Origin of the sequence: Fervidobacterium nodosum Rt17-B1 (assembly GCF_000017545.1) — a bacterium.
Taxonomy (GTDB): Bacteria; Thermotogota; Thermotogae; order Thermotogales; family Fervidobacteriaceae; genus Fervidobacterium; species Fervidobacterium nodosum.
Window position 1 is genome coordinate 92,953 of the sequence record NC_009718.1, and the last position, 16,872, is coordinate 109,824.

The following is a 16,872-nucleotide window of genomic DNA, read 5'->3' on the forward strand; positions in this document are numbered from 1 at the left end:
TTCGTATATGATTGTTCGACCTTTTAAAGCATTAAGACCCACAAAAGATATGGTAAGTAAAATAGCTGCCAAACCATACGACGTTGTTACGGAAGAACAAGCAAGGGAAGTTGCAAAGAACAATCCATACACGTTTTACAAAGTCTCAAGACCTGAGATAAACTTTGAGCACTCTGCAGATACACACGACCCAAAAGTTTTAGAAACAGGAAGAAAACACCTTGAGTGGCTTAAAGAACAAGGCTTTATGTTTGTTGAAGATAAACCAGCATTTTATATCTATCAGCAGCAATGGAGAGACCATGTCCAGACTGGTATATTTGCGACTTTTTCTGTAGATGAATATATTGAAAACAAAATTAAAAAGCACGAATTGACAAGAAAAGATAAAGAAGATGAAAGAGCACTCCATGTAAAGGTTGTAAAGGCACATACAGGACCTGTCTTCTTAATGTACAAATCCCAACCTGAAATAGATCATCTTATAATGAAACACGCAACAGGTGAACCAGAATATGATTACACTGATGAATCAGGTGTACGACACATTGTTTGGGTATTAAAAGATGAAAATGAAATAAATAAAATCGCGGAAGCCTTCAAAAATGTGGAAGCTTTTTATATTGCAGACGGTCACCACAGGGCTGCTGCAGCGGTAAGAGCGGCTATAGATTTCAGAAACGAAAACCCGAATTATACTGGCGAGGAAGAGTTCAATTACTTCTTAGCAGCGCTATTTCCACATAACCAATTAAAGATATTAGATTACAACCGTGTAGTGAAGGATTTAAACGGAAATAGTGAAGAGGAATTCATCAAAAAAGTATCCGAAAAATTTGATGTAACACCAATTGATGGAGTTTACAAACCCGAGTCAAAGCATACAATTGGAATGTATTTAAACAAAAAATGGTACAAATTAGTCCCGAAAACTGGTACTTACGATGAAAATGATGTTATTGCATCTCTTGACGTATCGATATTACAAAATAACTTACTCGCACCAATTCTTGGAATTGAAAATCCAAGAACAGATAAGAGAATAGATTTTGTAGGTGGAATTCTTGGAATCGAAGAGTTAATAAGGTTAGTTGATAGTGGCTCATTTAAAGTTGCGTTTGCAATGTATCCAACGTCTATAGATGACTTACTTAAGGTATCTGATGAAGGAAAGATAATGCCACCTAAATCTACTTGGTTTGAGCCGAAATTGAAGAGCGGAATTGTTGTGCATCTCATATAATCTTACAATATCAATGAAAAGAGGGAGGACTCAGTCTCTCCCTCTTTTCATTTGTCTTAGCGTTTTTATAATTGCTTTTGCGCGCTTCATACCAACGCCATCAACTTTTTGTAAGTTATTTGCATCGGTTTTAACGATGTTAGATAGAGAATGAAATGATTTTACAAGATTTTGTGAAATATTGATTGGTATGTGAATTTCTCTTCTTAATACCCTGTATCCTCTCGGGTTAACAAATGTTTCAGATACTTGTTGCTGATTATTTAAATCATATCCAAGCGCTTTTGCGATATGTAATAATCTATGCTCTAATTTTGTAATGCTTTCCAATACATTTTTAGCTTCTTCTTCACTTAAATCCCTTTTTGAATAATCCATTATCATCAAAGTTAGTATCTCATTCAAATCTTTCAACACTTCGCGAAGCCTTAAAGAAGAAAGCCTTCCTTCGTTACCGAGCTCAATTATATTGACAGATATATTATTCGATATAACCTTTATTTCTATTCCTCTCATCAATGTTTCACATACAAAATCCAATGGGACGTTACCTTCAACTTCTAATTTGTCTAAAGTTAATAGGTTTTTGTCAAATTCTTCCCTAAATCTCTCTAAAGCATTTATTGTTTGACCGACTTTGGTTAGAACGAAATTTATATTTTCAAACACATATTTTTTGTCTTTGTAGTATAGTGTGACGACATTTCTTCTTTTTGAAACAGCTAAGACCATAATTCCAAGTTGTTTTGCGATTCTTTCAGCTGTCCTGTGGCGTGTACCTGTTTCGTTTGTTGGTATAGATGAATCTGGTATTACGTGTACGTTGGCTGCAATTATTCTGCTAATCGATTCATCAATTATTATAGCTCCATCCATTTTTGAAAGTTCGTATAGTTTTTCAGGTGTGAATGGGCAATCTATTTTAAAACCAATTTGAAAAATACCGGGCTTATTTTTCATATCTTCTTCGTTTATAAACACAATTAATGCACCTGTTTGTGCTTGCATAATATCATCTAATGCCTTTCTCAATCTTGTTCCTGGAGATACCATACGTATTTTTTCCATTAATTCTTGGTCAAGAACGTCTGCCACTTGTTATCACTTCCTTGAACAAAAATTTCAAAATTGTTCATTTATATTATACACGAAAATTAGAAATTATGTTATAATGAATTAGTGAGTTATTTCGATTAGAATTTAGCATTAGCTTAGGAGGCAAGGCTATGTATGTAGTAGGTATAGATCTTGGTGGTACATTTTTCAAAGTAGGTCTTGTTGATGCTGAGAGTGGTAAGATATTAAGAAAATTGGAACGTGAAACAAAGGTTAACGAAGGTGGAGATAGTGTTATCCAAAGGATGGCGGAAGCGGTAGAAGAAATTACCGAAGGCATTGAATATATTGGGGTTGGTATTGGTTCACCAGGTTCAATAGATCACGATAAAGGGATAGTAAGGTTTTCGCCGAATTTCCCAGGGTGGGTAAATTTTGAACTTGGGGGTTTACTTTCAAATAAATTAAATAAACCTGTATTCGTTGAAAACGATGCTAATGCATTTGTGCTTGGTGAAAAATGGTTTGGTGCGGGCAAAGGTTATAATCATATAGTTGCGCTTACACTTGGTACAGGTGTCGGTGGTGGTGTCATATCCCATGGAATGCTTATAACAGGTCACAACGGTATAGGTACAGAATTAGGGCATGTTATAATAGAACCAAATGGTCCACAATGTGGATGTGGTAATTACGGATGTCTCGAAGCACTCGCAAGTGCAACCGCTATCAGAAGGATGGCTTTAGAAGGACAGAAAAAATTTCCAGAATCTGTTATTTTTCAATCAGAAAATGTCGACGCCAAATCTGTTTTTGAAGCAGCGAAGATGGGAGATGGCTTGGGAAAAGCTATAGTCGATAGAGTTGTGAACGCACTTTCAATTGGCATTGCCAATTTTATACATATATTCAACCCTGAAATCATTGTTGTTGGTGGAGGAGTTTCCAGGGCGGGAGATATTTTATTTGAGCCTATAAGGGAAAAAGTGCAACATTTAGTTATGCCATCTTTTAAGGGAACTTACAAAATTGTTCAAAGTCCATTGGTAGAAGAAGCCGGCATTCTTGGTGCAGCATCGGTTATTTTGCAGAATGTAAATAAACCAAAATAACATAGTTTAAAAGTAGCCTATTATAAAAAACGGAGGTGTCTTCTATTATGAAAAGGTATTTGTTTCCAGTTTTGTTTTTGGTTTTAACTATTTTAGCTGTTGTGGTTAGTACGGCTGCTGATTCAAAGTCAGGTCCTAAGCTTGCCTATATCGATCCAAACAAAGTGCTTCAAAGTTACGATAAGTGGATTAATTTCCAAAAACAGATGCAAGATGAAATAGCGAAATACCAAGCAGAACTCGACAAAATAAAGGATGCAAATCAAAAACAACAAAAATATTTGGAATATCAGCAAACGATAAACAACAAAATAGCTCAAACACAACAACAAATTGAGGCAGAGATACTTCAAAAAGTAAAAGAATACGCAGAAGTAATGGGTTATGATTTCATTTTCAATAGCACAACGATGGCGTACGGAAGTCAAACATACAACATCACAGATGCGTTTATAAAATACCTAAAAACAGCAAAGAAATAAAGTATTTTAATTTGCTGAAATAATTTAATAGCAGATATGGACGGTACTATGGAAAGTAAGATAATCTGTGAAAATATATTCAAAAAATTTGGTAGAAAAGTGGTTTTAAAAAATGTAAATATAGAGGCTAAATCTGGAGAGGTAGTTGGCTTGCTCGGTCCAAACGGATCGGGCAAGACCACTTTATTTAATATAATTCTTGGTGTTGTTATACCTAGCAAAGGCAAAGTTCTTTTCAATGATAGGGACATAACAAATATGCCTATTCATAAGAGAGCTCGCTTTGGAATCACTTATTTACAACAAGAAACATCGGTCTTTCGAGAACTGAAAGTTGAAGATAATGTAAAACTTGTACTTGAATTTCAGAAATTGAAAAAAAGGGAGAGAGAAATTTTAATAAACGATGTTTTAGATGAGTTTGGAATTCAAGATTTACGAAAGCAATATGCTTTTTCACTTTCTGGTGGTGAAAAGAGAAGGTTAGAGTTAGCAAGAATGATGATACTTAGACCACAGTTTGTTTTATTAGATGAACCTTTTATAGGTATCGACCCGAAGACGGTTAAGGAAATTCAGAAAATAGTGATTGGATTAAAAGAAAAAGGTATAGGTGTAATTATTACAGATCATTCGGTTGAAGCACTTAAGCCAATTGTCGATAGACTTTACGTAATTCATAAAGGTGAGGTACTTGCTTCAGGTTTACCTGGAGAAGTTTTTGAAAATGAACAAGTAAAGAAAGTTTACCTTGGAGATTAAATTTGGAAATAATCTTGGAGAGAGGATATTAAAAATGCAGATAATTGTTCTTTTTAAAAAGAAAGGACTTTTAAGACACCTTTCGGCGGTTGAAACATCCAATACAATATTGAGGACATTGAACCGTGCAGGATTAGATATGGAATTTTCTGAAGGATTTCACCCTTTGCCAAAGGTTTCTTTTCTTGATTCGACACCAACTGGTATGGTTGATCTTGCTTTGTATGTAAGCGTTAAAATAAAAAAATTGCCTAATGGTGGCATAGCTGAGATAAAGGATAAAATAAAGCAAAATTTGCCTTATGGCCTCGAAATACATAGGATTTTTCAAAGTGAAGTGAACCTTAACAAAATGGTCAACGGGTATGAGTACATTGCTTTTTTTAAAAAAGAACCCGATTTCTCAAAATCATTTACCAAACATTCAGGTAAAACTTTCATACCACGTGAATTAATGAAAAGTCTAGAGGTTTCTTTGAAAAAAAATATGTTTGTGGTAAAATATACTGTTGATAGAAGTAATATTTTCAATCCGTATTTGTTAGAAGAGACATATTTGGCGATTAGAACGAAAGCTTTGATAAATGATGAAGATGTTTCTAACATACTGGAGGGACAATAGTATGAAAGTACTTGTTGTTGATGATTCGGATGTTCTAAGAAAAATAACAGTGTATAACCTCAGAAAATTGGGAATGGAGGTAGAGGAGGCTATTGATGGAATAGATGGGTTAGAAAAAATGCGTACTTGGCATCCAGATGTCGTTATACTGGATATAATGATGCCAAGAATGGATGGTTTTACAGTTCTTAAAGAAATGAAAAAGGATGAATCGATAAAGGACATACCTGTAATCGTTCTTACAGCAAAAGGTGGACAAAATGATGAACAAATAGCTCTTTCGCTTGGTGCAAAACAAGTTATGACAAAGCCGTTTAGCCCTACTCAGCTGATTGAGGAGGTTAAAAACGTTGTTGGAAAATGAATTAAATGAGACGTTTGGTAAAATTGTTCAGACTTGTAAAAAAATAGCTGAAAATTTTGATATAGAGCTTGGAGATATAAATGATTTTGAAACATTAAATACGAAGTTAAATGAACTTTCTGAGTATATAAGTAAATGGGTGTATGACCAACGATCGAATTACGATGCTTTGCAACAACTTATAGATGCACAGTTAGAAGAATTAACAGCCGCATATGAAGGTTTATCTGCGCTTTTTGAGATAAATAAGATCATATCTTCAGTTGACGAACCTTGGATGATTTTAAAAAGCGTTCTTAAGCTTCTAAAAAATGCGGTAAGTTATTCTTTTGGTATTATTAAATTAGAAATAAACAATAATATTTATACGGAATATTACGGTTTAGACCAGGAAAAGTGTGAAAATATAATTGGACTATTTGAGGAAAAATACCTGCAAAATGAGGAAACAGTCTTTGTTGATTATGAAAAGGATATCGGTGGTTATATACTTATTCCACTTGTTTCGGAACTTGGAAGATATGGTTACTTTGGACTTTCAAATATAGGTTCAAAACGTACATTTACAGCTGGTGACAAAAAAATTGCTGAAGCAGTTGCGCAACAGATATTAACCGCAGTCAGTCGATACATAATATTGCAGCGTGAAATAGAGAAGAAAAGATTGGAAGAACAGTTACAAATCGCAAGAAGTATCCAGCAAGGATTACTTCCAAGCAAATTTCCTGTTAGCGAGAATTTTGACATAGGCGCAAAAAGTGTTTCTGCAGTCCAAGTTGGTGGAGATTATTACGATGTGATTCAAGGGAATGATGGTTCGATTATTTGCTGTGTGGCTGATGTTTCTGGTAAAGGTTTACCTGCAGCACTTATAATGTCTTCTTTTAGAAGTATGTTTAGGATTTCTGGAAAGGTATCAAACGACTTGAGAATGTTAGCCTCTCAATTTGATGCAATGATATATTCTGATTTTGAAACAGGAAGGTTTATAACAGCTATTATATTTAAAGTTTTTCCAGATGGCTCTGTAGAAATAATTAATGCAGGGCACGATCCCTTATATATAATTAGAGATAACAAAATAATCAAAATAGAATCTACCGGGACACCTTTTGGAATACTTGGTGATGGAATATACGAAGTTAAAAAATTACAAGCACAAAAGGGTGATGTCTTTATAGCGTTTACTGATGGTGTTGTTGAAGCTAGGAACATTAAAAACGAAGAATTTGGCTTTGATAGATTGGATGAACTTGTTTTAAGAACAAGATATTTAAGAGCGACAGATATAGTTGATAAGATTATGAATGCTGTTTTTGAATTCTCGCAAGGTACTATGCAACATGATGATACAACTGTTCTTGTTTTAAAATTCGAATAAAAATTATTTTCTAAAAATATAAAAATAAGTCGGAGGTGCGTTTATGATTGAAGTAGGTGATCTTGAAAAAGGCATGTATATTAAATACGAAGGAGATATTTACAGGGTCGTTGATGTAAACAAACATTTTAGAGCCAGAGGTTCTGGATTGATTAGAACAAAACTCAAGAGTCTTTCAACAGGTTTAATTAGAGACGCGAACTTTGCAAGTGGAGAAAAAGTTGAAGAAGCCGAGCTTTCTTTTAGAAAAGCAGAATATCTTTACAACGATGGAGAAAACTACTATTTCATGGACTTGCAAACATACGAACAATACGCAATTCCAGAGAGTGAAGTTGATGAAGCAAAATACTATCTGATTGAAAACACACAAGTTGACCTTGTGATGCATGATGAGAAACCCATAGGAATCAATCTCCCAACAACAGTTGTACTTGAAGTTATCGAAACTGAACCCAATTTTAAGGGAGATACAGTTTCTGGTGGTGGAAAACCAGCTGTACTTCAAACAGGTTTGAAAATCTCTGTGCCTTTCTTTATTAATGTTGGTGATAAAATTAAGGTCGACACAAGAACAGGGGAGTACATCGAAAGAGCGTAATGAATCACAAAGAAAGAGGGGATAAAAATGGGAAACATAACAGTTGCCGATAACGTTATAGTTGAGATAGCATATAGAGCTCTCTGTTCTGTTTATAATGTACCTCTGGAAGATAAGGAATTTAAAAAGCAGAAAAAAAACATTACTGTTGAAAGAACACCTCAGGATAATGTTATAATAAACGTCAAATTAGAAGTTCCATATGGTGAGAATATTTTAGAATTTTCTAAAAGTGTTATGAAAGCTATATCTGAGAATGTTTCCCAAATGACAGATAAAATTGTGGAAGCGGTCAATGTTTCTGTTTTAAATGTATTTGAAAAAAGTGAAGAGAATAATTAAATTTTTAAATTAGAATTTTTCTCAAGACAGGAGTGAAAAAAATTTGGTATCAAAGAGAAGAGTACTACGGGAAATGGTAGTAAAATTGTTTTTTCAACGTGAATTTAGACATAACGAATTTGAAGAGATTTTTAGTGAGACTTTAAATAAAATACGCGATAATACTATTAAAGCAGATTTCAAGCGTTATGTTGAAGGTGTTTTTCATAATTTATCGACGATTGACAATATTATCTCTAATCATTTGATAAATTGGAGTTTCGATAGATTATCTTATTTGGAGAGAAATGTACTGAGAGTAGGTACTTACGAATTAATTTACGAAGAAAACATTCCGATTGAAGTAACAATAAACGAAATGATTGAAATAGCAAAAAAGTATGGTTCTGAAGAAAGTGGAAAGTTTGTTAACGGAATTTTGGATAGAATAGCAAAAGAACACGCTCCAAAAGAAAAGTTTAATCTTTAGTTTATATTCTTTCATTTTTTATTTTGTTGTTTGTTGTTTGTCTTTGCTGTATCTCAAGGGGTGGGGGGTTCTCTTGAATTATATTGAATTACTTGTCGTACTTTTGATTGCCGGAATAATATTTTCCGTTGCTATCGATAGTCTTACGCAAGTTTTGTTTCATTTTAAAAGTGTGCTAAAATACAACAGTGAAACAATTTCTACTTTTCATATTCTTAATTACATAAGATTTGATTATGTAAATCATGCTACAGAAAGCCCTAATTTAAGTGTTGGGACTGTCTTAGGTTCACAACAATTTTTACGCTTTAGCGAATTTATCGAAGGCGATAAAAAAATAGTTAGATACAGAGTTGTTGGACCAACGCAAGGAAAATTTGCCTTGTATAGAGAAGTTTATCAAAGTTATGGCAAATCAACAATTTTGCTTAATAGAAGAGATTTCACTTTAGAAAAAGCTATATCTTTTTCCTTAAGTCCTGATGGAAGATTTATACATATAAATAATGATTTATACGGATGTGTGAAAATTCCATCAAATCCTCCAAACGTAAGAATTAGCGGAATCATCGTAATTAAAGAAAAATAAAAGTTTAATCCAGAGAGGTAGAATTATTATGAAAGTAAATAAATTGAAGAATTTGCTCAGACCTAATCATACAAACGTAATGGGAATAATAAATGTTACGCCAGATTCTTTTTATGCTAACAGTAGAGTTAACGAGCTTGAATTGCTCAATAGAGTTGAGCAGATGATAAAGGATGGCGTGGAAATAATAGATATCGGTGGGGAAAGCACAAGACCGGGGGCCGATCCTGTTCCATTGGAAGAAGAAATTAAAAGGGTTGTACCCGCTGTAAAGATGATAAGAAAACACTTCGATATACCGATATCGGTTGATACATATAAAGCAGAAGTTGCGAAATTGTCACTTGAAGAGGGAGCAGATATAATAAACGATATTAGTGCTTTAAGAATGGATGAACGAATGATTAATATTGTATCTTATTACAAATGCCCCATAATTATAATGCACATGAAAGGCACACCAAAAACTATGCAACAAAATCCTCAGTATGATAATGTTGTAGGTGAAATTATTGATTTCTTTAAAGAAAGAATAGAATACTTGAAAAGTTGTGGGATTGAAGAAATAATTATAGATCCAGGTATCGGTTTTGGAAAAACATTGCAGCACAATCTTGAAATATTAAATAAAATCGACGAATTTCGAGTTCTAGGCCAACCGATATTAATTGGTGCAAGCAGAAAATCAATGATTGGAATGATTTTAGATAAACCACCTGAAGAAAGGCTTAATGGTACATTAGCGATAACAGCTTATTGCACATTACATAATGTTGAGATAGTTAGAGTCCACGATGTTAGAGAAAACGTTGAAGTGGTAAAAGTAATAGAAGCTATAAAAGGGGTTAAACAATGAGCAAAAAAATTTCTAAAAAAGAGTCTGAAATAAAATCGATTAGGTTAGATAAGTTCCTTTCGAATGCTCACATTGGAACGAGAAATGAAGTAAAAAAGATTATAAAAGAGGGCAGAGTAAGTGTTAACTTTGAAATTATAAGAAATCCCGATTTTCACGTAAAACTTGACGATATAATTGAATTAGATGGTAATAGAATAGAACCACATAAGAACGTTTATATAATATTTCATAAACCTTCCGGATTCGTTTCTACCACGTCCGATAGAGAACCAAGCGTGCTTAATTTAATTGACCATCCTTATCTAAATGAACTGCACATAGCCGGAAGACTTGATAAAGATGTTGAGGGCTTGCTTATCTTAACAAACGATGGTGAATTTACACACAATTTAATTTCACCAAAGAAACATATAGAAAAAGAATATTGGATATATACAAAAGAAAACGTTGAAGTTACGCAAAACATGGTTAAGATGGTCTCAGAAGGTATAGAACTAGAGAAAGGTACAAAAACTTTGCCAGGTAAGATAAGAAAAGTTTCTGAAAAAATAATTTCTCTAACTATTGTGGAAGGTAAATATCATCAGGTAAAGAAAATGTGTATATCTTTAGGCATTGAGTGGGAAAAAATCGTTCGTGTTAGAATTGGTAACTTGACACTTGAAGGTTTGGAAAAAGGTAAGTGGAAAGAACTCTCCAAAGAAGAGATTTCAAAATTTATATTTGGATAAATAATGAAACATAAAAAGAGTCAGGACTTTTAAAATCCTGACTCTTTTATTTTAAAAAGATAAAATTTTAATATTCAACATTTTCTAATTTTAAATATCTCTTTATTTCACCTTTTTCAAAGAACACTTCTATAGTATGCTTTTCAACTGAAGAATTACTTTCAAATGCAACAATCCAAGATGATTCAATGTATTCAATTATACCAAGTGCTGACAAATCAACGTTACCGGAATAATCAGTATATTGGATTAATCCACCGGTAGTTGTTGATAATTCACGAACATCATCAGGACTTGAAAAGTCTGAGGTATCTGGGAAATACCGCCAAGATGGTACAAGTACGCTATGGAGAGTAAAGTATCCTTTCAAAAGTGGCTTCAAATCATTTTTTGAATAGTGTGCATAGTCAGAATAATCATCTGGATAATGTGCAGGTGCATCTGTTATCAAAATCATGAATTTTTGAGCGTCTGATCTCCAAGTTAATTCTTTAGCTGCAACGTATATGGCGTCATATGGATTCTCCGGTCCATCTCCTCCACCACTTGCATATAATTTGTATTCAACATATTCTTTCGCATTTGCTGGTGTTGTAAGATTAAGATATGGTGGATCAAGTTCAGGTATAGTATCTGATGGAGGGTTCACATAGTCACCAAATGGAATAATTGCGATTTGAACGTCCATTCCACTTTCAGAGAGCGTATTTGCAAAGTCAATAATACTGTTTTTAAGACCATCTATAGCATTCTCCATACTTCCTGTCACATCTAATATGACTGCTATATCAATCTTTTTAGCTATGGAAGATTCTTTGTAAAGCATGAAACCTTGTTCTTTATTGTCTTCAAAAACTCTCAGATTGGCTGCTGAAATCTCTGAGATATCTGGTAAAGATATACGAAACTTAACATATTCAGGTACAGCTATTGGTAGCAATGAAGGATTTAAATCTATGCTACCGTATATTTCACCTTCAGAATAAGTTGCAATAGAAGGTTTTGTCGTGCCTATAGGATCCGGCGGTATTATACTTGGTGCTGTTGATATATTTGAGCAGCTGTATAAAAATATTATTAAAAGTACTGCAAGTAAAATACCATTTAAGATTTTCTTCATGTCAGCTCACCTCCTAAAATCCAATGCCTATGCCAGCCGTTACAGCATAGATGCCAAGTGTTTGGAAAGAAGTAGTTAAAGTTGTCATACCTTCGATGAAGAAAACTATTCCACTGCCAAATCTAAGCCCCACTTTTGCATGGAAAAGTTCGTAAGAATAGATTGCAAAATCCGTTTTGACGATATCAAAAATAATAATTGGTGCGGTTCCTGCATAGATTAAAGTTGTTCCTATCGGTATGCCAATGTACAGATATGGGTCTAGCTCTACAAACTGAATCTGTGTGAAATCAAGTTCTTGTACCTGTTCAAAAGTTGACAAAGGATAGTAAGCTTCCAACATTAGAGAGATTCCGGCTGAAAGTGTACCAACCCTTGCACCTATGTACGGTCTGTTCTTTCCACTCAGTTCCATACCACCTAACACTGATAGTTCAAAGCTCATTGCTAAAACAAATCCCAAGATCAAAAAACTAAGCACAAGTATCTTTTTCATATTTTCACCTCCAGTGTGACTCATAGATATATGTTTGACACTGTATGTAACTTCTTAGTTCATTTTTGTTTATGAATATTTAACTTCGTTTATTTCTTTTTTTTACATTAAGATATGTTAAGTAAAAAAAACAGGTTCCTGACAAAAGTCAGGAACCTGTTTTTGGGTATTTTGAATATTTATTCAATTTTAATTTCCAATGCAGGTTTCTCTTCCTTTTTCTTTGGCATTTCTAATGTAAGGACACCGTCGTTGTATTTTGCCGAAATGTTTTTAACATCTACGTAATCTGGTATGATGAATGCCCTTTCGAATTTTCCAAAGCTTCTTTCAACGATTCTGTAGTTTCTACCTTTTTCGTCTCTTTCTGTTTTCTTTTCACCAGATATCTTAAGAACTCCATCTTCTACTGTAACTTTTAATTCATCCTTTTTGACGCCTGGTAGTTCTAATTCTAAAACTACTTTATCTTCTGTTTCATATGCATCTACACGTGGATAGAACTCGAAGTCAGTTTTCAATGGTCTCATAAATTCGTTGAAAAGTCTGTCAACTTCTTTTTGTAATTCCATAAATGGTTCGAAGAAGTAATCCCTTCTTGCTAACATAATCCCACCTCCACAATCTTTTTGTTTTTTTTAATTTAAATTCTATTTATCAATATTCTTTGGTAGAGCTTCTGGTTTAATACTTTTTTCAATTTCCGATTATATTATACTTTTTTATCACTCAATTGTCAAGAGTGATAAAATTAAATTTGATTTTTGATTAGATAATTTTATGAAAAGTAATTCAAATAAATAAATTTTAATTTTACTAAAAATTTTATCAGTTGTAACTTAATAATGATAATAAGATGAAAACTGTTTTTGAACAAAAAAGCAGGTGCTATAATGAATAAGCACCTGCTTTTTTGTTTTGTTATTTAGCTTTTTACCCAGCTATTTCTTTTATTAATCTTTCGACTAGTAACATTCCAACTCTTTCTTGCGCTTCGAATGTTGATGCTCCAACGTGTGGTGTTGCAACAACATTTGGAAGGGAAAGAAGTTTTTGTCTAAGTTCGTCTGTTGGTGGCTCGACTTCGAATACGTCTAAACCCGCTGCGTAGATTTTCCCGCTTAAGAGAGCTTCGTAAAGTGCTGATTCGTCTACTATTCCTCCTCTAGCAGCGTTGATTATGATTACTCCATCTTTCATCTTTGAAATTGTGTCTTTGTTAATTAAGTTTTTTGTTTCTGGAGTAAGTGGTACGTGAATTGTTATGTAATCACTATTGGAAATTAATGTGTCGAGGTCAACAAGTTTTACGTTCATATCAGTTTCTTTTACGATAGGATCGTATGCTAATACATTCATATCAAAGGCGAGCAATCTTTTTGCAACTTCTCTTCCAATGTTTCCAAAACCAATTATACCAACTGTTCTTTTGTATAGCTCATGACCTTCAAGTTCTTTCTTTGTCCATTTACCGTTCTTCAAGTCTATTGTTCCCCTTGCGATATGTCTTGAACATGCAATCATCAACCCTATCGTGAGTTCTGCAACAGAAATACTGTTTGCACCTGGTGTGTTGATTACTTTTATTCCTTTGGCTTCAGCTACTTTGACATCAATGTTATCAAGACCTGTACCTGCTCTTCCTATTATTTTCAATTTTGTTCCAGCTTCGATTATATCCGCTGTAACTTTTGTGGCACTCCTTACAACAAGAATTTCGATTTCTGGCATAAGCTTTATAAGTTCTTCTTTTTCGTAGTGTTGAGATGTTAATTGAATATTAGGCAAAGACGCAAGTTTTTCTGTTGCTTGTTTGTCAAGAGGATCGTTTATATGTACTCTCATATTATTTCACCAACCCTTTGAAGAGAACTTCTTCAGCGGCTAGGACTCCTTTTCCTATCTCGACTTTGTAACCAAGTTCACTAAGTGCGAATTCCAAGGCTGTTATACCTGTGATTATGTCGAATGGTGTAACGTATCCAAGGTGTGAAATCCTGAATAATTCATCTTTCATTGGTTCTTGACCTGCGGCTATTGTAACGCCGTATTTGTCCCTCATCAATTTCGTAATTTTACTTGCTGGAATACCTTCTGGTGAATTAACAGCGGTAAGGACATTACCTGGTCTTTCGGAGAAGAATGTTAATCCAAGAGCTTTAACGGCTGCTCTTGTCGCTTCACCGTATAGAGCGTGCCTTGCCCAAACGTTTTCAATGCCTTCTTCTTTAAGCATTTTAACGGCTTTGTTAAGCATGTAGATTAAGTTTACTGCTGTTGTCCATGGATTGTCTGGTGAGCTCTTCTTGTATTTCCTCAAGTCGAAATAGTATCTGCTGTTTGTACATTTTTCTACCTTGGCATATGCTTTGTCGTTGATAGCTATGAAAGCCAATCCTGGAGGGAGCATCCAACCTTTTTGAGCGCCTGAGACAACTACGTCAACTCCCCATTCATCCATTTTCAATGGTTCAGCTAGCAATCCACTGACAGCGTCTGTTACTAATATAACATCTGTGCCTTTTGTTAACTTCGCGATATTTTCAAGGTCAATAACTGTACCTGTTGATGTTTCACTGTACGTTGTAAAGACAACTTTTGCATCTGGGTTTTCTTTCATTGCTTTTTCAATCATCTCTGGTGTTACTGCTTTACCCCATGGGAGTTTAATTTCCACTGGTACGATACCGTAAGCCTTTGCAATTTCAACCCATCTTTCACCGAATTTACCGGCACTAACGATGATAGCCTTTTCGCCAGGATTTACGAGGTTTACCATCGCGGTTTCAAGTGCACCGGTTCCAGATGCGGTTAATACATAAACAGGATACTGTGTTTGAAAAACATATTTTGTTAATTCAAGAGTCTCTTCCAATATTTTTACAAACTGTGGTGTTCTGTGATGAATTGTTTCTTTTGCACCTTCAAGGAGTATTTCGTGTGGTACCGGTGTTGGTCCTGGAGCAAGCAATAAGTTTTTCTTAACCATGTTTTAAACCTCCCCTTGTTGTAATATAGAAATGGCAATATCAAGTGTAATAGTACCAATTACCATTTACACTTATTTTTTATCAATTGTCAAACCTGTTTAACGGTGGAATTTAGTTTTTAATTATAACTTTATGAAGTTTTTTAAATTTAGCTTGTATTTTTTTCAATTATATTATTCAAAAAGCTTGAAAAATGAATATGTAATCACAAACATCAATCAATATTAGTGTTTGCAAAATTTTTCATGCAAAAAAATGCATAAATTTTATTGTAACTTTTTGAATAAAGCCTTATTTTCAAAATTTATTGAATGTTTTTTAAATTAGATAATATGGCATAAATTTGCTAACAACTTTATGGACAAACTCAAAAAAGCAAATCAAAAATTCTATAAAAAGCAGGGGAGTGGTTAAAGATGGATTTAGAAAGCAAACTTTCAGAAATAGGTAAAAACTTGAGATCCTCACTTATTAGGGAACTTTTAAAGTATGCTTCAGTACCAGGTTCTATATCTTTTGGCGGTGGAGTTCCCGATCCAGAAACGTTCCCAAGACACGAACTTGCTGAAATTGCCAAAGAAGTTATCGAAAAAGATTATAAATATACGTTACAATACAACACAACTGAAGGTGATGATGAACTTGCCAAACAAATGGTAAAACTCCTTGAAAAAGCGTATGGAATAACCGGAATTGAACGTGAAAATTTGCTTTTTACCACGGGTTCGCAACAAGCTCTTGACCTGATTGCAAGAATTTTCTTAGACAAAGATAGTATATGTATAGCCGAATTTCCTGTTTACCTTGGTGCTGCAAGTGCATTTAGAATTAATTTCCCAAAATTCGAAACTATACCTTTACAAGATGATGGTATGGATGTCGATTATCTCGAAAAGAAGTTGAAGGAGCTAGATGAAAAAGGGTTGGTAAACCAAGTGAAGTTTATTTACACAGTCCCTACCTTCCATAATCCCGCCGGCGTGACGATGAGCTTAGAGAAGAGGAAGAGATTAATAGAACTTGCGGAGAAATACGATATATTGATTCTAGAAGATGATCCTTATGGAATGCTTAGGTTTGAAGGTGAAAATTTGCCATCACTTTACAAATTGGCAGGTCCGGATAGAGTTGTTCTTTTAAACACATTTAGCAAAATTCTTACACCAGGTCTCAGATTGGGAATAATCATTGGACGTGCTGATATTGTTAGAAAAGCAACCTTGGCAAAGCAAGCTGCAGATCTTTGTAGTCCAAGTTTGAATCAAAGAATTGCCGCAAGGTATTTAGAAAGATACGATTTATTCGAGCAGTTAAAACCTGGTATTGAACTTTACAGAAAAAAGAAGAATACCATGATTAAAGCTCTCGAAGAGAATTTCTCAGATATCCCAGGTGCAAAATGGGTCAATCCACAAGGTGGATTGTTTGTGTGGATGACTCTTCCTGAAGGTTTCGATACTATGGATATGTTCGAAATAGCAAAAGAAAAGAAGATATACTACATACCCGGTCAAGCATTTACCGTTGATGATAGTGTATCCACTTCTATGAGGTTATCTTTCTGCTTACCACCTGAAGAAAAGATCATTGAAGGTGTGAAAAGACTCAAAGAGGTTGTTGTAGAATACGGGAAGAAAAAGGGGTTGATTTGAT

Annotated in this window: 20 protein-coding genes; 14 read left to right on the forward strand and 6 right to left on the reverse strand. The window is 34.2% G+C overall.

Annotated features, from left to right (window positions below; translation table 11 throughout):
• Window positions 1-7 precede the first annotated feature (7 nt).
• Window positions 8-1,243, forward strand: coding sequence for a DUF1015 domain-containing protein (locus FNOD_RS00465; RefSeq protein ID WP_011993276.1), 1,236 nt, complete (start codon window positions 8-10; stop codon window positions 1,241-1,243).
• Between the two features lie 30 nt (window positions 1,244-1,273).
• Here the strand turns inward: FNOD_RS00465 and disA are convergent, their stop codons facing one another.
• Window positions 1,274-2,338 carry a DNA integrity scanning diadenylate cyclase DisA gene (gene disA, locus FNOD_RS00470; protein ID WP_011993277.1) on the reverse strand — a complete coding sequence of 355 codons (1,065 nt, stop codon included), beginning with the start codon at window positions 2,336-2,338 and terminating at the stop codon, window positions 1,274-1,276.
• 131 nt (window positions 2,339-2,469) lie between these two features.
• Between disA and FNOD_RS00475 the strand changes: the two genes are divergently transcribed.
• The 12 genes from FNOD_RS00475 (at window position 2,470) to FNOD_RS00530 (ending at window position 10,613) form a co-directional block, all read left to right on the forward strand.
• Window positions 2,470-3,411: an ROK family protein gene (locus tag FNOD_RS00475; protein ID WP_011993278.1), complete on the forward strand. Its 942-nt coding sequence runs from the start codon at window positions 2,470-2,472 to the stop codon at window positions 3,409-3,411.
• Window positions 3,412-3,458: 47 nt separating this feature from the next.
• Window positions 3,459-3,893: an OmpH/Skp family outer membrane protein gene (locus FNOD_RS00480; RefSeq protein ID WP_011993279.1), complete on the forward strand. Its 435-nt coding sequence runs from the start codon at window positions 3,459-3,461 to the stop codon at window positions 3,891-3,893.
• A gap of 36 nt (window positions 3,894-3,929) precedes the next feature.
• The gene (gene lptB / locus FNOD_RS00485) at window positions 3,930-4,655 is read left to right on the forward strand and encodes an LPS export ABC transporter ATP-binding protein (RefSeq protein ID WP_011993280.1); all 726 of its coding nucleotides are present in this window, start codon (window positions 3,930-3,932) and stop codon (window positions 4,653-4,655) included.
• Between the two features lie 34 nt (window positions 4,656-4,689).
• Window positions 4,690-5,277, forward strand: a complete 588-nt coding sequence (locus tag FNOD_RS00490; protein ID WP_011993281.1) for a TIGR03936 family radical SAM-associated protein — start codon at window positions 4,690-4,692, stop codon at window positions 5,275-5,277.
• 1 nt (window position 5,278) lies between these two features.
• Window positions 5,279-5,641 (forward strand): response regulator, encoded by a 363-nt coding sequence (locus FNOD_RS00495; RefSeq protein WP_011993282.1) that lies wholly within the window; start codon window positions 5,279-5,281, stop codon window positions 5,639-5,641.
• Entirely contained in the window at window positions 5,628-7,022 is a 1,395-nt protein-coding gene (locus FNOD_RS00500) for a GAF domain-containing SpoIIE family protein phosphatase (RefSeq protein WP_011993283.1), read from the forward strand. The genes FNOD_RS00495 and FNOD_RS00500 overlap by 14 nt, the downstream gene beginning before the upstream one ends.
• Before the next feature lie 43 nt (window positions 7,023-7,065).
• Window positions 7,066-7,623 carry an elongation factor P gene (gene efp / locus FNOD_RS00505; protein ID WP_011993284.1) on the forward strand — a complete coding sequence of 186 codons (558 nt, stop codon included), beginning with the start codon at window positions 7,066-7,068 and terminating at the stop codon, window positions 7,621-7,623.
• 27 nt (window positions 7,624-7,650) lie between these two features.
• A complete protein-coding gene (locus FNOD_RS00510) occupies window positions 7,651-7,965 on the forward strand; it encodes an Asp23/Gls24 family envelope stress response protein (RefSeq protein ID WP_011993285.1) in 315 nt (104 codons plus the stop codon).
• 43 nt (window positions 7,966-8,008) lie between these two features.
• Window positions 8,009-8,434: a transcription antitermination factor NusB gene (gene nusB, locus FNOD_RS00515; RefSeq protein WP_011993286.1), complete on the forward strand. Its 426-nt coding sequence runs from the start codon at window positions 8,009-8,011 to the stop codon at window positions 8,432-8,434.
• A 73-nt stretch (window positions 8,435-8,507) separates the two neighbouring features.
• Entirely contained in the window at window positions 8,508-9,023 is a 516-nt protein-coding gene (locus tag FNOD_RS00520) for a pilus assembly FimT family protein (protein WP_011993287.1), read from the forward strand.
• 28 nt (window positions 9,024-9,051) lie between these two features.
• Window positions 9,052-9,879, forward strand: a complete 828-nt coding sequence (folP, locus tag FNOD_RS00525) for a dihydropteroate synthase (RefSeq protein ID WP_011993288.1) — start codon at window positions 9,052-9,054, stop codon at window positions 9,877-9,879.
• A complete protein-coding gene (locus FNOD_RS00530) occupies window positions 9,876-10,613 on the forward strand; it encodes a pseudouridine synthase (RefSeq protein ID WP_011993289.1) in 738 nt (245 codons plus the stop codon). Before folP ends, FNOD_RS00530 begins: the two co-directional genes overlap by 4 nt.
• Before the next feature lie 67 nt (window positions 10,614-10,680).
• Here FNOD_RS00530 and FNOD_RS00535 read toward each other — a convergent pair whose 3' ends face one another.
• From FNOD_RS00535 to FNOD_RS00555, 5 genes are all read right to left on the reverse strand, one after another.
• A complete protein-coding gene (locus FNOD_RS00535; protein WP_011993290.1) occupies window positions 10,681-11,733 on the reverse strand; it encodes a vWA domain-containing protein in 1,053 nt (350 codons plus the stop codon).
• 13 nt (window positions 11,734-11,746) lie between these two features.
• Window positions 11,747-12,229 carry a hypothetical protein gene (locus FNOD_RS00540; RefSeq protein WP_011993291.1) on the reverse strand — a complete coding sequence of 161 codons (483 nt, stop codon included), beginning with the start codon at window positions 12,227-12,229 and terminating at the stop codon, window positions 11,747-11,749.
• 179 nt (window positions 12,230-12,408) lie between these two features.
• Window positions 12,409-12,837 (reverse strand): Hsp20/alpha crystallin family protein, encoded by a 429-nt coding sequence (locus FNOD_RS00545; RefSeq protein WP_011993292.1) that lies wholly within the window; start codon window positions 12,835-12,837, stop codon window positions 12,409-12,411.
• A 325-nt stretch (window positions 12,838-13,162) separates the two neighbouring features.
• A complete protein-coding gene (locus tag FNOD_RS00550; protein ID WP_011993293.1) occupies window positions 13,163-14,074 on the reverse strand; it encodes a D-2-hydroxyacid dehydrogenase in 912 nt (303 codons plus the stop codon).
• A gap of 1 nt (window position 14,075) precedes the next feature.
• Window positions 14,076-15,218, reverse strand: a complete 1,143-nt coding sequence (locus FNOD_RS00555) for a pyridoxal-phosphate-dependent aminotransferase family protein (RefSeq protein WP_011993294.1) — start codon at window positions 15,216-15,218, stop codon at window positions 14,076-14,078.
• 417 nt (window positions 15,219-15,635) lie between these two features.
• Here FNOD_RS00555 and FNOD_RS00560 point away from each other — a divergent pair, with 417 nt between their 5' ends.
• Entirely contained in the window at window positions 15,636-16,871 is a 1,236-nt protein-coding gene (locus tag FNOD_RS00560; protein ID WP_011993295.1) for an aminotransferase-like domain-containing protein, read from the forward strand.
• Window position 16,872 lies beyond the last annotated feature (1 nt).